This is a genomic window from Meiothermus granaticius NBRC 107808, from assembly GCF_003574355.1.
In the GTDB taxonomy this organism is placed as follows: Bacteria; Deinococcota; Deinococci; order Deinococcales; family Thermaceae; genus Meiothermus; species Meiothermus granaticius.
Map to the genome: position 1 here is coordinate 1 of NZ_QWLB01000027.1, position 14,078 is coordinate 14,078.

Annotated in this window: 16 protein-coding genes; 13 read left to right on the plus strand and 3 right to left on the minus strand. The window is 64.0% G+C overall.

Translation table 11 applies throughout. From position 1 onward, the window contains the following. From Mgrana_RS10330 to Mgrana_RS10375, 10 genes are all read left to right on the plus strand, one after another. A partial coding sequence (locus Mgrana_RS10330; RefSeq protein WP_240631324.1) for a 3-hydroxyacyl-CoA dehydrogenase family protein occupies positions 1–688 on the plus strand: 688 nt, incomplete at its 5' end. Between the two features lie 13 nt (positions 689–701). Beyond that, positions 702–1,895 (plus strand): ABC transporter substrate-binding protein, encoded by a 1,194-nt coding sequence (locus tag Mgrana_RS10335; RefSeq protein ID WP_119357533.1) that lies wholly within the window; start codon positions 702–704, stop codon positions 1,893–1,895. Positions 1,896–1,932: 37 nt separating this feature from the next. Next, positions 1,933–2,964 carry a branched-chain amino acid ABC transporter permease gene (locus tag Mgrana_RS10340; protein WP_119357534.1) on the plus strand — a complete coding sequence of 344 codons (1,032 nt, stop codon included), beginning with the start codon at positions 1,933–1,935 and terminating at the stop codon, positions 2,962–2,964. Next, a complete protein-coding gene (locus tag Mgrana_RS10345; RefSeq protein ID WP_119357535.1) occupies positions 2,961–4,748 on the plus strand; it encodes a branched-chain amino acid ABC transporter ATP-binding protein/permease in 1,788 nt (595 codons plus the stop codon). Before Mgrana_RS10340 ends, Mgrana_RS10345 begins: the two co-directional genes overlap by 4 nt. A gap of 17 nt (positions 4,749–4,765) precedes the next feature. Next, complete coding sequence (locus tag Mgrana_RS10350) at positions 4,766–5,494, plus strand: ABC transporter ATP-binding protein (RefSeq protein ID WP_371862072.1); 729 nt, start codon at positions 4,766–4,768, stop codon at positions 5,492–5,494. Further along, positions 5,491–5,880 carry a hydroxyphenylacetyl-CoA thioesterase PaaI gene (gene paaI, locus Mgrana_RS10355; RefSeq protein ID WP_119357537.1) on the plus strand — a complete coding sequence of 130 codons (390 nt, stop codon included), beginning with the start codon at positions 5,491–5,493 and terminating at the stop codon, positions 5,878–5,880. Before Mgrana_RS10350 ends, paaI begins: the two co-directional genes overlap by 4 nt. Before the next feature lie 51 nt (positions 5,881–5,931). Next, on the plus strand, positions 5,932–7,137 hold the full coding sequence (locus tag Mgrana_RS10360; RefSeq protein ID WP_119357538.1) for an acetyl-CoA C-acyltransferase: 1,206 nt from the start codon (positions 5,932–5,934) through the stop codon (positions 7,135–7,137). A gap of 14 nt (positions 7,138–7,151) precedes the next feature. Further along, complete coding sequence (locus tag Mgrana_RS10365) at positions 7,152–7,910, plus strand: SDR family oxidoreductase (RefSeq protein WP_119357539.1); 759 nt, start codon at positions 7,152–7,154, stop codon at positions 7,908–7,910. A 36-nt stretch (positions 7,911–7,946) separates the two neighbouring features. Next, a complete protein-coding gene (locus tag Mgrana_RS10370) occupies positions 7,947–9,257 on the plus strand; it encodes a phenylacetate--CoA ligase family protein (RefSeq protein WP_170146450.1) in 1,311 nt (436 codons plus the stop codon). 30 nt (positions 9,258–9,287) lie between these two features. Next, on the plus strand, positions 9,288–9,746 hold the full coding sequence (locus Mgrana_RS10375; RefSeq protein ID WP_119357541.1) for a thioesterase family protein: 459 nt from the start codon (positions 9,288–9,290) through the stop codon (positions 9,744–9,746). 9 nt (positions 9,747–9,755) lie between these two features. Here Mgrana_RS10375 and nrdR read toward each other — a convergent pair whose 3' ends face one another. Next, positions 9,756–10,277 carry a transcriptional regulator NrdR gene (gene nrdR / locus Mgrana_RS10380; protein ID WP_119357542.1) on the minus strand — a complete coding sequence of 174 codons (522 nt, stop codon included), beginning with the start codon at positions 10,275–10,277 and terminating at the stop codon, positions 9,756–9,758. A gap of 74 nt (positions 10,278–10,351) precedes the next feature. Further along, positions 10,352–11,071 (minus strand): SDR family NAD(P)-dependent oxidoreductase, encoded by a 720-nt coding sequence (locus Mgrana_RS10385; protein WP_119357543.1) that lies wholly within the window; start codon positions 11,069–11,071, stop codon positions 10,352–10,354. A 344-nt stretch (positions 11,072–11,415) separates the two neighbouring features. On the opposite strand from Mgrana_RS10385, the gene Mgrana_RS10390 reads away from it, so the two are divergent. Genes Mgrana_RS10390 through Mgrana_RS10400 form a run of 3 tightly spaced genes read left to right on the plus strand, consistent with a single transcriptional unit; the run spans position 11,416 to position 13,852 of the window. Then, the gene (locus Mgrana_RS10390; RefSeq protein ID WP_119357544.1) at positions 11,416–12,348 is read left to right on the plus strand and encodes a GNAT family N-acetyltransferase; all 933 of its coding nucleotides are present in this window, start codon (positions 11,416–11,418) and stop codon (positions 12,346–12,348) included. Then, positions 12,345–12,842, plus strand: a complete 498-nt coding sequence (locus Mgrana_RS10395) for a GNAT family N-acetyltransferase (RefSeq protein WP_170146447.1) — start codon at positions 12,345–12,347, stop codon at positions 12,840–12,842. The genes Mgrana_RS10390 and Mgrana_RS10395 overlap by 4 nt, the downstream gene beginning before the upstream one ends. Next, on the plus strand, positions 12,839–13,852 hold the full coding sequence (locus Mgrana_RS10400) for a GNAT family N-acetyltransferase (RefSeq protein WP_119357545.1): 1,014 nt from the start codon (positions 12,839–12,841) through the stop codon (positions 13,850–13,852). Before Mgrana_RS10395 ends, Mgrana_RS10400 begins: the two co-directional genes overlap by 4 nt. Here the strand turns inward: Mgrana_RS10400 and Mgrana_RS10405 are convergent. Next, positions 13,849–14,046: a hypothetical protein gene (locus Mgrana_RS10405; protein ID WP_119357546.1), complete on the minus strand. Its 198-nt coding sequence runs from the start codon at positions 14,044–14,046 to the stop codon at positions 13,849–13,851. The genes Mgrana_RS10400 and Mgrana_RS10405 overlap by 4 nt on opposite strands. Between the last annotated feature and the right edge of the window lie 32 nt (positions 14,047–14,078).

The window sequence follows — 14,078 nt, forward strand, 5'->3', positions numbered from 1 at the left end:
CCCCTCCCCCTCCCCATCAGATACCGCGCCTCTGCCCTTCATCCTGGGGCCCAATGCGATCGCCCAAGCGCTGCGGGACAGGCTTCGCCACAGCGAAAACCTCGAGGAAGCCGCCTTTGTTTTGGACTGCCGGGTGAAGCTCGAGCGCAAGCAGGATCTCCCCCAGCATCTGCCGGTGGTCTCGCTGGTCTGGGGCCACTCCGCCAGCCGCGCCCAGGCCGAGTTCCCGGCTCGAGCCCTGGCGGGGTTTAGTCTGGTTCCCCCGCTTGGCGATACCTCCATCGTTGAGCTGTATGCCCCGCTCTCCGGGCCAAACCGGGCCCTGGAACTGGCCCAAACCTACTTCCAGGCCCATGGTCTGCGTACCCTCCGCCTGCCCGACCAGCCCGGCGGGGTGGGGTTTCGCATCCTGGCCCTCCTGATCAACGAGGCGGTCTCTGCCCTCGCGGAGGGGGTGGCCCCACCCGCCGATTTAGACCGGGCCATGCGGCTGGGAACCGGATATCCCCGTGGGCCGCTCGAGTGGGCCGAGCTGATCTGGCTCAAGCCGTTGCTGCGGGCCTTGGAAGGGTTGTCCGAGGAGCTCGGTGAGCGTTGCCGTCCCCACCCGCTGCTGCAACGGGTGGTTGCGGCTGGGCTCGAGCGCTTTGACTTTCAGCGTGTTTCCCCTCAGGGGGCACAACCATAGCGGAGGAGTACCTATGAAAGGGATCGCAGTCGGAATTTTGGCACTTGGTTTAGGGCTGGGGCTGGCCCAGCAGGCCCCCCTCAAGATCGGCGTGGTGGTCTCGGCCACCGGCCCCGGTGCAAGCTTGGGGATTCCAGAGCGCAACACCCTGTTGCTGCTGGAGGACCAGGTCAACAAGCGGGGTGGGCTGGCCGGGCGCCCGGTGCAGTTCATCATCATGGACGATGCTTCGGACACCACCCAGGCGGTGCGGGCGGCACGGAAGTTGATTCAGGAAGACCAGGTATTGGCCATCATCGGGACCACCACCACCCCGGCCACCCTGGCCATGATTGATCCCATCGCTGAGGCCGGGGTGCCCAACATCTCGCTGGCCGCCAACCGTGAGATTGTGGCCCCGATGGACGATAAGCGCAAATGGATCTTCAAAACCCCCCAGACCGAGGAGCAGATGAGCCAGCCCATCGTGCAGGACATGAAGGCCAACAATGTTAAAAACGTGGCCTACATCGGCTTCAACGATGCTTACGGCGAGGGCTGGGCCAAGGCCTTCGAGGCTGCCGCTAAAGAGGCAGGGTTGAACGTGGTGGCCTCGGAACGCTTCTCCCGTACCGACACCTCGGTAACCGGGCAGATCCTGCGAATCCTCTCCAAAAACCCCGATGCGGTGTTAATCGGCGGCTCAGGCACGGCCCCGGTGCTTCCCCAGCGCACCCTTAAGGAGCGGGGTTACAAAGGGCTCATCTATCAGACCCACGGGGTGGCCAACCCTGATTTCCTGCGAGTCGGGGGCGATGCGGTGATCGGAACCCGGCTCCCAGCAGGGCCGATTCTGGTTTTCGATCAGCTCCCCTCAGGCTTCCCCACCAAGCGCGTGGATCAGAGCTATGTACAGCAGTACGAAGCCAAGTACGGCATCGGTAGCTACTCTACCTTCGGGGGCCACGCCTACGATGCCTGGGCGATCCTGAGCGCCGCCCTGGAGCGCACCCTCAAAAAAGAACAGCCCACCAACCTGCAAGCCTTCCGCAGCACCCTGCGCGACGAGATCGAAGCCACCAAGGGTGTGGTGGGGACCCACGGCATCTTCAACATGAGCCCCCAAGACCACCTGGGGCTCAAGTTCAACGAGGCCGCGGTGATGGTCGAGGTGGTAAAAACCCCCAGCGGTAAGCTCGGTTGGAAGCTGATACGGACCTTCCAGTAAAGCCCCTCAAGCCTGCTCGAGGCCCTAGTGCGTTTGTATGGACTGGACCATTGTCTCCTTCCTGGCTGCCGACGCGGTGCAAAGCGGCACCATCTATGCCCTGCTGGCCCTTTCTCTGGTGCTGGTCTTTGCGGTGACCCGGGTGATCTTGGTGCCGCTGGGGGAGTTGCTGGTCTTCGCCCCGCTGACCTATGTGTTCTTTCTGCCCAGCGGGGTGAGCGGGCTCGAGCTGCACGGGCAAATCCCCGGCACGGCCTGGCTCTCGAGCTTTCTGCTCTTGGTCTGGGCCGTGCTGGACCGAGCCAACCCATCGCGGGTAGCCCGTCTGGTCGTCCTGGCTTTGCTGGTGCTGGGGCTGGCCTGGGTGGGGGCTCGAGGGGTCGCGCCCTGGCTGGGCTGGATTCTGGCGGTGCTGGTGGTGCTGCCGATTGGCCCAGCCAGCTACCGGCTCTTTTTCCAACCGGCCCAGAATGCCAGCGTGCTGACCTATCTGATCATCGCCGTAGGCCTGCACTTTGCCTATCAGGGCCTGGGGCTGGTGTTTTTCGGCCCTGAACAGTACCGCCTGCCCCCCATCCTGAGCGGCCAGACCAACCTGGGCATGGTTCCCATCAACAATCAGGCCTTCTTGGTCTATGGTTTTGCCCTGCTGACCATGCTGGGGCTCTACCTGTTCTTTACCCGCAGCCTTTACGGCAAAGCCCTGCGGGCCTGCGCGGTGAACCGCTACGGCGCCCGGCTGTTGGGCATCTCACCGGCCCAGGCCGGGTATGTGGCCTTTGGGATCGCCACCCTGATCGTCACGGTGAGTGGAATGCTCTTGGCCCCCCTGATCAGCCCGGCCTACTTCCAGGGGTTTCTGTTCGGGCTCAAGGGCTTTGTGGCCGGTATTCTGGGTGGGCTGGTGAGCTACCCTCTGGCGGTGCTGGGAGCGCTGGCCGTAGGCGGTTTTGAGCAGTGGGCAGGGTATGTCTCGAGCCCCTTCAAAGACGCCTTGGTCTTCGCCCTGCTGCTACCGGTGCTCCTGTGGCGCAGCCTGCGCAGCCACGAGATCGGGGAGGAAGAATGACCCGCCGCAAGGAAGGCCGGGCCTCCTGGACCCCCCTGGTCGTGGTGGGGCTGGTGCTGCTGACCCCCTTGCTGCTCTCCCCTTTTCCCTTCTACCTGACCTTAGCCAACTTCATCGCTTTTGGGGCCTTGGTAGCGCTGGGGTTGTACCTGCTGACCGGTCTCGCCGGGATGACCAGCTTTGGCCAAGCCACCTTCATGGGACTGGCCGCCTATACCACCGCGCTGCTGAGCACCAAAGCCGGATGGAGTCCCTGGCTAACCCTACCCGCTGGGGTAGCGGTTGCTGCCTTGGGTGCGGTAGTGCTGGGCGGGATTACCGTGCGGCTCAAGGGGCATTACCTGCCGCTCTCAACCATTGCCTGGGGCATGGCCCTCTACATCGTGATGGGAAGCTGGACCACCGTGACCGGCGGATTTACCGGGCTCACCGATCTTCCGGCGGTTTCACTGCTGGGGTTCAGGCTTACCGATCCCAAGGCCTACTTCTACCTCTCGGCAGGCTTTGTGTTGTTGGGGGCCTGGGCCGCGCTCAACCTGACCCGCAGCCGTATCGGTCGGGCGTTACGGGCCAGTCGGGGCGATGCGGTGGCTGCGGCCAGCTTCGGGGTGAACCCAGCCTGGCTCAGGCTGCAGGTGTTCGTTCTCTCGGCGGTTTACGCCGGGGTGGCCGGATGGCTTTACGCGCACTTTTTGCGCTTCGTCAACCCCTCGCCCTTTGGCCTCGAGGCCTCCATCAAGTACTTGATCGCGGCGGTGGCCGGTGGGGTGGGCAGCATCCCAGGGGTGATCCTGGGCTCGGGGCTGGTGGTGAGCCTCGAGGAGTGGCTCAAGGATCTGCTCCCCGTCCTGTTTGGCCGCAGCGGCAACTACGAGGTCATCGCCTATGGGCTGATCCTGGTCTTGATTTTGATCCTGGCCCCCAAAGGGTTGTGGCCTTTTGTGGAGCGCTATCTGCCCAAGGGCATCCCTCAACCCCCCCAGGGCAGCGGTCTTCCCGCCCGGCCCAGCGCCGGGGCACCGGGTGAGACCGTCCTCGAGGTCGTGAATCTCAGCAAGCGCTTTGGCGGTCTGTTGGCCGTCAATCGGGTCAGCTTTGAGCTGCACCGGGGAGAGGTGTTGGGGTTGATCGGCCCCAACGGAGCGGGCAAGTCCACCCTCTTCAACCTCATCACCGCGGTGCTCGAGCCCAGCGAGGGCAGCGTCCGATTCAAAGGGCAGGTCATCACCGGTCGGCCGCCCTACGCCGTACACCGGTTGGGCCTGGCTCGTACCTTCCAGCACCCCCATCTCTTCCCTGAGATGACCGTGCTCGAGAACGCCGCCTTGGGCACGTATGCCCGCACCCGGGCAGGGGTCTTGGCCTCGCTGCTCAGCCTGTCTCGAGGCGAAGAAAACGCTGCACTGATGGAGGCTTACCGGGCTCTGGAGCGGGTTGGGCTGGCCCAGATTGCCCACCACAAAGCCGACGGCCTGGCCATCGGTCAGCTCCGGCTATTGGAGATTGCCCGCGCCTTGGCTTCGGGGCCGGAAGTTCTCCTGCTGGACGAACCCGCAGCCGGTTTGCGGGCCGGGGAGAAGCGCCAGTTCGCCGCCCTGATCCGCAAGCTGGTGGCCGAGGGGGTAACGGTGCTGCTGGTAGATCACGACATGGATTTGGTGATGGGGTTGGTGGACCGGGTGGTGGTGATGCACTACGGCGAAAAGCTGGCCGAGGGCACCCCTGCCGAGGTGCAGCGCAATCCCAAGGTGATCGAGGCCTACCTGGGGGAGTCGGTGGCATGAGGGGGACTGGGATGCTGATGTTAGAGCTTACCGACTTCAGCGTGCGCTACGGGGCGGTTGAGGCCGTGCGGGGCCTTTCGCTCGAGGTGGCCGAGGGCGAAGCCATCACCCTGATCGGGCCCAACGGAGCGGGGAAAAGCAGCACCCTCAAGGGCATCCTGGGGCTGGAACGCTCTAAGGGGGTGGTGAGGTACCGGGGCCAGGAGCTGAAGAAGCGTACCCCTGAAGCCCTGGCTGAGCTGGGGTTGGTGCTGGTCCCGGAAAAACGGGAGCTCTTCAGCTCGATGGAGGTTGAGGATAACCTCCTGTTGGGGGCCTTTACCCGGTTTCGCCGTGGGGAAAAGGGGCTTAAGGAGGACCTCGAGCGCGTCTACACCCTGTTTCCCCGGCTGCGCGAGCGGCGTCGGCAGCTCGCGGGCACCATGAGCGGGGGGGAACAGCAGATGCTGGCCATTGGGCGGGCCTTGATGGCCAAGCCCAAGCTCCTGCTGCTGGATGAGCCCAGCCTGGGGCTGGCCCCGCTGATTGTGGCCGAGATCTTCCGCATCCTGGGGGGGTTGAAGTCGCAGGGGGTAACCATCCTGGTGGTTGAACAAAACGCCCGAATGGCCCTGCGGCTGGCCGATCGGGGCTATGTGCTCGAGGCCGGGGAGCTGGTGATGCAGGGCCAGGCCTCAGAGCTGCTGCATGACCCCAGGGTGATCGAGAGCTATCTGGGCATCCGGGCTCGAGAGGAGATGCGATGAGCACCCTGAACCCCCCTTCTGATCCCTATATGCGCCTGCTGGGCCTGGAGGTACGCCATCTGGGGCCGGGTCAGGCGGTGCTTGCGGGCTGTGTCCAGGCCCAGCACCTCAACATCCACGGCTACGGTCACGGCGGGTTCATCTACAGCCTGGCCGATGCGGCCTTTGCCTTGGCCTCAAACTCGCACGGCGTCCCGGCCGTCGCGCTGGCCACCCACCTCGAGCACTTCAAGGCGGTGCGGGAAGGGGATGTGCTCGAGGCCCATGCCCGCGAGGAAAACCTGGGCCGCCGCACCGCCACCTACCGCATTGAGATTCGCCGGAACACCGACCTGGTGGCCCTGTTCACCGGTACGGTGTTTCGCATGAGCAAGGAAACCTCATGAGCAGAGTAACCCCGTGTCCCGCCTATCCATCCATCAGCAAACTGGAGGCTTATGTCTGAGGCCCTGATTCTCGATGCGGTGCGCACCCCGGTAGGCAAGCACGGCGGGGTTCTCTCGAGCGTACGCCCCGATGACCTGGGCGCGATCCCCCTCAGGGCCCTCTTGGAGCGCACCGGGGTGCCTGGGGAGGACCTCGAGGATGTCTACATGGGCTGCGCCAATCAGGCTGGGGAGGACAACCGCAACGTGGCCCGGATGTCCCTGCTCTTGGCCGGAATCCCGCTCACGGTGGGGGGGGCTACCGTCAATCGCCTTTGCGGCAGCGGCCTGGAAGCGGTCGCCAGCGCGGCCCGGGCCCTTCTGGCCGGCGAGGGCCAGGTGTATATCGGGGGCGGGGTGGAGAGCATGAGCCGGGCCCCCTGGGTGCTGCCCAAGGCCGAGCGGCCCTTCCCTACCGGCAACCTAACCCTCTACGACAGCACCCTGGGATGGCGCTTCGTCAACCCCAAGATGAAAGAGCTGTACGGCACCGAGGCCATGGGCGAGACCGCCGAGAACCTGGCCGAGCAGTACCGCATCCCCCGGGAGGAGCAAGACCGCTTCGCCCTGCGCTCGCACCAAAAGGCCCTCCAGGCCCAGCAGCAAGGGAGCTACGACCGCCAGATGGTCCCCGTGGAGGTCCGCGATCGCAAGGGCAACCTCGAGCGCATCGGGCGCGATGAGGGCCCCCGAGCCGAGACCAGCCTCGAGGCCCTGGCCCGGCTCAAACCGGTGTTTCGCCCAGGGGGGAGCGTGACCGCTGGAAACAGCTCAGGGCTCAACGACGGAGCGGCGGCGGTATTGCTGGCCTCGAGCTCCTATGCCCAGGCCCACGGCCTCACCCCCCTGGCCAAGATCCGCAGCGTGGCGGTGGCGGGGGTCGAGCCCCGCATCATGGGGATTGGCCCGGTTCCGGCCACCCAGAAAGCCTTGAAGCGGGCCGGACTCTCGCTGGCCGATCTCGGCCTGATCGAGCTCAACGAGGCCTTCGCCGCCCAGAGCCTGGCGGTGCTGCGGGAATGGGGCCTCGACCCCGAAGACCCTCGGCTCAACCCCCACGGTGGGGCCATCGCCATCGGCCATCCGCTGGGGGCCTCCGGCGCGCGGATCCTGACCGCGTTGGTGCATGAGATGCGGCAGCGGCAGGTGCAATTCGGCCTGGCCACGATGTGCATCGGGGTTGGGCAGGGCATCGCGATGGTGATCGAAGCGATATAGGCGGATAATAGGGTATGCATGTGCTCGAGGGGTTCGATCTAAGTGGAAAAATCGCCCTTATCACCGGGGGCTCGCGCGGGCTAGGGTTAGAGATCGCTTGGGGGCTGCGCCAGGCTGGGGCCCGGGTGGCGCTGATGGCCCGGCGAGAGGGGTTTTTTGAAGAGGCGCTCAAGCAGATTCCCGACGCGATTCCCATCGTCGGCAACGTGCAGGACGAAGCCGCTGTGGAAGCCGCGATCGGGCGGCTCGAGGCCGAGGGCGGTCTTGACATCCTGGTCAATGCAGCCGGGATCACCTGGGGTCAGAACGCTCTGGAGGTCCCTGTGGCCAAGGTGCGCGAGGTGCTGGACGTCAATATCACCGGAACCTTCCTGGCCTCGAGAATTGCCGCACGGGGTATGAAAACCCGGGGCTACGGCAAAATTCTCAACCTGGCCTCGGTGGCCGGGCTGGGGGGAAGCCCCCCCGAGGTGTTGGACGCGGTGGCTTATGCCGCCTCCAAGGGCGGAATCATCGCCCTGACCCGTGACCTGGCGGTGAAATGGGGACGCTATGGGATCCGGGTCAACGCCCTGGCCCCAGGGTTCTTCCCCACCCGAATGACCGAGAAGCTGCTGCCCCAGGTAGAACCGCGGGTCATCGAGCGTACCCCCTTGGGACGCATCGGCCAAAGCGGCGAACTCGCCGGGGCCGCGGTGTATCTGTGTGCTCCCGCCTCGGACTACGTGACCGGGCAGGTCTTGGCGGTAGACGGGGGGATGAGCGCCCTGTGAACCCTCCCATTCGCGCACTAGAGGTGCCCTATGCCGATGTTTCAGCCTGAACTAGAGACCCTTCCCCGTCCCCAGCTCAAAGCCCTGCAAGACCAGCGCCTGCGCGAGCAGGTGGAGCTGGTCTATGAACGCGTGCCCTTTTACCGGCGGCATTTTGAGGAACGTGGTCTGAAACCCAGCGATATCCGCAGGGTGGAAGATTTACCCAAGCTCCCCTTTACCCGCAAGCAAGACCTGCGCGAAACCTACCCCTTCGGCCTGTTTGCGGTACCCCGTCAGGAGCTGGCCCGCATCCACGCCTCCTCGGGGACCACCGGGAAGCCCACGGTGGTGGGGTATACCCGGGGTGACCTCGAGGTCTTCGCTGAGGTGGTAGCCCGCTCACTCGCAGCTGCCGGGGGGCAGCCGGGGATGATGCTACACAATGCCTATGGCTATGGCCTCTTCACCGGTGGGCTGGGGCTGCACGGCGGGGCCGAGCGGCTGGGGATGACGGTGATTCCGGTCTCCGGCGGGATGACCGAACGCCAGATCACGCTGATCCAGGATCTTCAGCCCGAGATGATCGCCTGTACCCCCTCCTATGCCCAGACCCTGGCCGACGCCTTCAAAAAACGCGGGGTGAGCCCGGAGCAAATCAGCCTCCAGTACGCAGTGCTGGGCGCTGAGCCCTGGACCGAGGCCATCCGCAAGAGCGTCGAGGAAGGGCTGGGGGTAAAGGCCACCAACATCTACGGCCTCTCGGAGATCATCGGGCCGGGAGTCTCTAACGAGGACGTGGCCGAGCGCGAGGGCCTGAGCTATCTCTGGGAAGATCACTTCTACCCCGAGGTGGTGGACCCCGAGACCGGGGACCCCTTGCCCGATGGGGAAGTGGGGGTGCTGGTGCTCACCACCCTCACCAAAAAAGCCCTGCCCCTCCTGCGCTACTGGACCGGCGACCTGACCTCAATCACCCGGGAACCGGGGCCTTCGGGTCGAACCCACGCCCGCATGGCCCAGATTCGGGGCCGGGCCGACGACATGCTCATCATCCGGGGGGTGAACGTCTACCCCACCCAAATTGAGGCGGTGCTGCTCGAGGTTCCCGAGGTGGCCCCCCATTATCAGATCACGGTCACCCGACCGGAGATCCTGGACGAGGTAGAGCTCAAGCTCGAGGTCGCCGAGACTTTCTACGAGCAGTACGGAGAGGAGGCCCTGCGCTCCGACCTAGGGCAGCGGGTAGCCCACAAGATCAAAGAGAATGTGGGGGTAAGCCTGGCGGTCACGCTAATTCCCCCAGGCACCGCACCCCGCAGCGAGGGAGGCAAGCTCAAACGGGTGGCGGACTTAAGAAAGCCATAAGCCCTCTACCGCTCTGACCTCACCGCCCATATGAAGCCCATTCCCATCGGTTTCCAAGCTGCACTCGAGATCACCGTCACCGACGCCATGACGGTGGATTTTGAAAACCCCGATCCCCGCCTGGGCAAGCTCCATCCGGTCTATGCGACCTACTGGATGGCCAAGCACATGGAACAGGCCGGCCGGATGATCATTCTGGAGTTCCTCGAGCCCCACGAAGAGGGGATTGGCTCCAAGGTCAGCGTGAACCATCTGGCCTCGGCCCTGCCGGGGATGCGGGTGCGGATTGTGGCTGAGCACACCCATACCGAAGGCAACCGCATCTACGCCCGCATGAGCGCCTGGAACGAGCTCGGCGATCGGATCGGGGAGGGGCAGACCGAACAGGTCATCCTGCCCCGCAGCAAGCTGGAGGCCCTGTTTGGCAAGCTCGAGGCCCGTTGGGCCGAACATCAACAGCGGAGCCACACAGATCCGGGGGGCGCGTAGGGACAAAGCCTAGACCGTACCCAGTTTGGCCTCGTCCTCGAGGTCAAGCTCATCCTCGAGGGGCTCATCCTCCAACACCTTGGCCACGATCTGCTTATCAAGGCGCCGCACCTCCTCGATGAAGCGCTCCAAACCATCAAACTCGCGGTACACCGAGGCAAAGCGGATGTAGGCCACCGGATCCCGCTCACGCAGAAAGGCCATGGCCCGCAGGCCGATCTCCTCTGAGCTGATCTCCATCTCCTTGACCGAGTCCTCGAAACCGTAGGCGAACTCCTGCAGTTCCTGCGGAGCGATGGGGCGTTTCATGGCCGCCAGGGTCAGGCCGCGCAGCAGCTTGTTGGGGTCGAAGGTTTCCTTGCGCCCGCTGCGCTTGAGCACCATCAGCGGCTCAACCTGAGCCCGCTCATACGTGGTAAAACGGCGTTTGCAGTTGGTGCACTCCCGGCGGCGGCGGATCACCGAGCCCTCATCCGAGGGGCGCGAGTCCAGCACGCGGCTGTCCGGATTCCCACAGAAGGGGCAGTTCATACCACAGCCCACCTCCAAGCGGTGCCCCTCATGGGGGGCCAAAAGCCATACATTCCCCCCATTCTAACCGAAACTCAGGGCAGCTCCCGCAGCAGGTCGTAGATCTCTGGAAGCTGCGGCGGCTCAGGGAGCAGCACCTCCAGGGCCTGCCCCCGCACCCCTTCTGAGACCATCGAGCCCAAGGCCACCGTAGCCCGCACCAAAGGGCGGTCATGCTCCTCGCCGGCGGGGTCGCGGTTGGGAATCACCCCGTTGACCCGCACGTTGGTGGGGAAAATCCGAGTGGCCCCTTCAATCAGACCCAGCACCGCTCCCCGGATCGAGGCCACGTGGGGCTGATCGCGCTGCAACGGGGGCAGCACCAAGGTTACAAACCCCCCTCCACTCAAATAGCGCAAACCTTGCTGCAGCACGTATAGGCTCGACTTCACATCGGCGTTGAGGAGGTCGTACCATTCCCCTTCCAGCAGCTCTACGAAAGGGGTCTTGCTCTCGGCGCTGGTCACATGAACGATGCCGTCCAACATCCCGAACAGCTCCTCGATCTTCTCGAAGGTGTTCATCACGTCCAGCACCACCGACATATCCCCCCGAATCGGGATGGCGCTCGAGCCCAGCGCTTCCACCTCGGAGGCCACCGCCGCCGCCATCTCCACGTCGGGATCTACGGTGATGACCGTGGCCCCATTCCGGGCGTAGCTTCGGGCAATGCTGCGCCCAAAGCCCCGGCCCGCACCCGTCACCATGACGATGCGCTGATCCAGGCCCAGAAGATCTCGTGAAAATTCGACCATTTACCCTACTATACTAAGACCAAAGCACCTGCGGTGCGGGCTGGTGCCTCAATCCGCCCTCTATCCTTGGAAAAGCTCGAGCCGGCTGCCCCTGGTGGGGGCGAATCCGCCCTCTCTGCCGAGAAAAGGCCAATGCGGCTGGCCAAGGCCCTGTGGCCTGTGCTACACTCAGGCCAAGATTGTCCACGTCAGGAGGTGAACCGATGAGAAGCTGCCTGCCTACCCACTCTACCGCTCCTCCGGTATGCCTCCGCGCGATTATGCTTGCATCGTAAAATCCCAAGCACACTCTCCCGGGGGCGCACTCAGCAGCCTCCGGGTTTTGGTTTTCAGAAAGGAGCCCGATGAACCTCCGCCCCTCAACCTCCAGCGACCTAGACCTCGAGACCTACCTGCGGCTGTACCGCGCGGTGCATCCTGAGCACCCCCGCACCCTAGTGCAACTGCGCCATCAAGAGGCGACCTGGGGGCCAGGGGAGTTATCCGTGCGGTTTTTTGTTGAGGAGGACGGGCAGGCGGTGGGCTGGGCCGGCTACCAGACCCCTATGAACCCCCTTCCTGGGCAGCTCGAGGTTGAACTGGGTTTGCTCGAGGGCTACGAAGGTCTGTTTCCGCTGCTCTGGGCTTTCCTCGAGGAGCAGGCCCGGAACCAGGGGGCTAAAGCCTTGATCGTCCGGGTGCGCGAGGACTGGCCCCAACGAGCGGCTTACCAGGGCCAGGGGTTCGTCGAGTATGACCGCACCTGGGCCTCCACCCTGGACCTGACCCATTTCAACCCCATCCCACCGGAACACCCTCTGCCCCCCTCCATTCGCATCCTGGCCCTGGCCGAGCTGAACTGGCACGATGAGCAGGTCCAGCATAGCTTTTACACGCTGATCACCGCCTTGCTCCAGGAGGTGCCCTGGGCCGAGCCGCTGGAGATCTGGCCCTTCGAACTGTGGCGCAGCCGCAGCCTAGAAAACCCCAACTTCATCCCCGAGGGCAATTTCTTGGCCCTGGATCAGGGGCAGATGGTGGGGGTCTCGCAACTGCTGCGCTCGAGCCGCCCCCAAACCCTCCAAACCGGGCTCACCGGAGTACAGCCCCCCTACCGTCGGCGGGGAATTGCTCGAGCTCTCAAGCTCCGCGCGGCCCGCTATGCCAAGGCTCAAGGCTATCGCTACATTCGTACCTCCAACCACTCGATCAACCGGCCTATGTTGGCCCTCAACGAGGCCATGGGTTTCGCCAAGGAACCAGCCTGGCTGGTATTGAAAAAGGAATTGCAGACGTGAACACCATAATTCGTGCCTACACTGAGGCCGACCAGAAGGGCTGCCTCGAGGTCTTCGACTCCAACCTGCCCAAGTATTTTTCAATCGAGGAGCGCCAGGATTTTGCCACCTTTCTGAAGCAGCCGAGCTGCGTGTATCTGGTGATGGAGCAGTCCGGGGAGGTCGTGGGCTGTGGCGGCTACTACGTCAACCGGGAGAACCGCGAAGCCGGATTGTGCTGGGGACTGGTTCATCGGCGGTTTCACGGCACAGGGCTGGGCAAGCGGCTGGCACTCGAGCGGCTGGAGCGCATCCTCCGACAGCCTGAGGTCGGCTTCATCCGTCTCGACACCAGCCAGCATACCTTCGGCTTCTTCGAGAAGCTGGGCTTCGTCACCGAAAACATCACTCCGAACGGCTACTGGGACGGCCTGGACCGCTACGACATGCGATTGAGGCTGGACGAGACCGCACGGCAGCGGATAATCCAGGCCTATCAAGGAGTTCAACCATGATCCGAATTCGACCCTTTCATAAACCTCAAGATTTCGCCATGGCCGCCGAGATCCTCAACGCCATCACCCCCGAGTGGCCGGTCACCCCGGAGATGCTGGCCCATTGGGACAGCGCTCACGACCCCAAGTATTTCCGCAGCGAGTGGGTCGCCGAGTATGCGGGCGCGGGCGTGGTGGCGCTGGCCCATGCCGGAGAGGATTCGTTCGCCTACGAACCGGGCAAATACTGGCTGGGCCTCGAGGTGCATCCCCATTTCCAGCGCCGGGGCATCGGCAAGGCGCTGTATCGGCACCTGCTGGAACAACTCAAAGATCCCCAAAAGCTGGTGGCGAACTTCCCCGAGAACCACCCCGAGTCCCGCCGCTTCGCCGAGAAGCGCGGGTTTGTGAAGGAGTGGCGGCGCTACGAATCGCGCTTGCGAACCCAAGGCTTCGAGTTTGCTCCTTATGCCCACCTCGAGCAACGGGTGCAGGAGGAGGGGCTCGAGATCAAAAGCCTGGCCGAGCTATTGGAAGCCGACGCCAAAGTGGCCAGAAAGCTGTACGAACTTGACTGGATTCTCTTTCAGGATGTACCGATGGGGGTGCAGTTCACCAAGCGCTCCTTCGAGCAGTGGATGAAGGAGGAACTCGACGACCCGCACTTCGTCGCCGAAGCCTGCTTCGTGGCCCTCGACCCCAAGCGCCACGATCCGCTCACCGGCGCCTTGGTCGGCTACAGCAGCCTGATGCGAAACCCAGCGCGGTTCTGGGTCATCGGCATGACCGGGGTGCTGCGCGAGTACCGGGGCAAGGGCTTAGCCAAAGCCCTCAAGTTGCGGGGAATGCGCTACGTGCAGGCCCACGGCGAAGGTGAGGTTCGCACCTTCAATGACCCACCCAACTGGCCAATGCTACAGATGAACCTCTCGCTCGGGTTCCAGCGGCAACCCAGCCGGCTGCGCTTCGCCAAGCGCTTAGATGGCGGCCTCGTCGAGCCCTTCGATGAGGCCAAGTATGCGGGGTCCTAGGAATCTGAGCCAAAAAGCCGGTTGATGCTGAGGCTAATCAGGTAATAAAGCACCACCAGCAGGATCAGCAGGCCCCACCAAGGAGTCTGGGCCCAGACGATCACAAAGGTGCGCTCCAAAACCTTCCACAGGATTAAGGCAAAGAGGATGGTCGTCACCAACGCAGCCAGGCGTTGCCGAAGCTTTGGGCCCATGCAACGAGTGTAGCAAACCCAACCACAGGAGA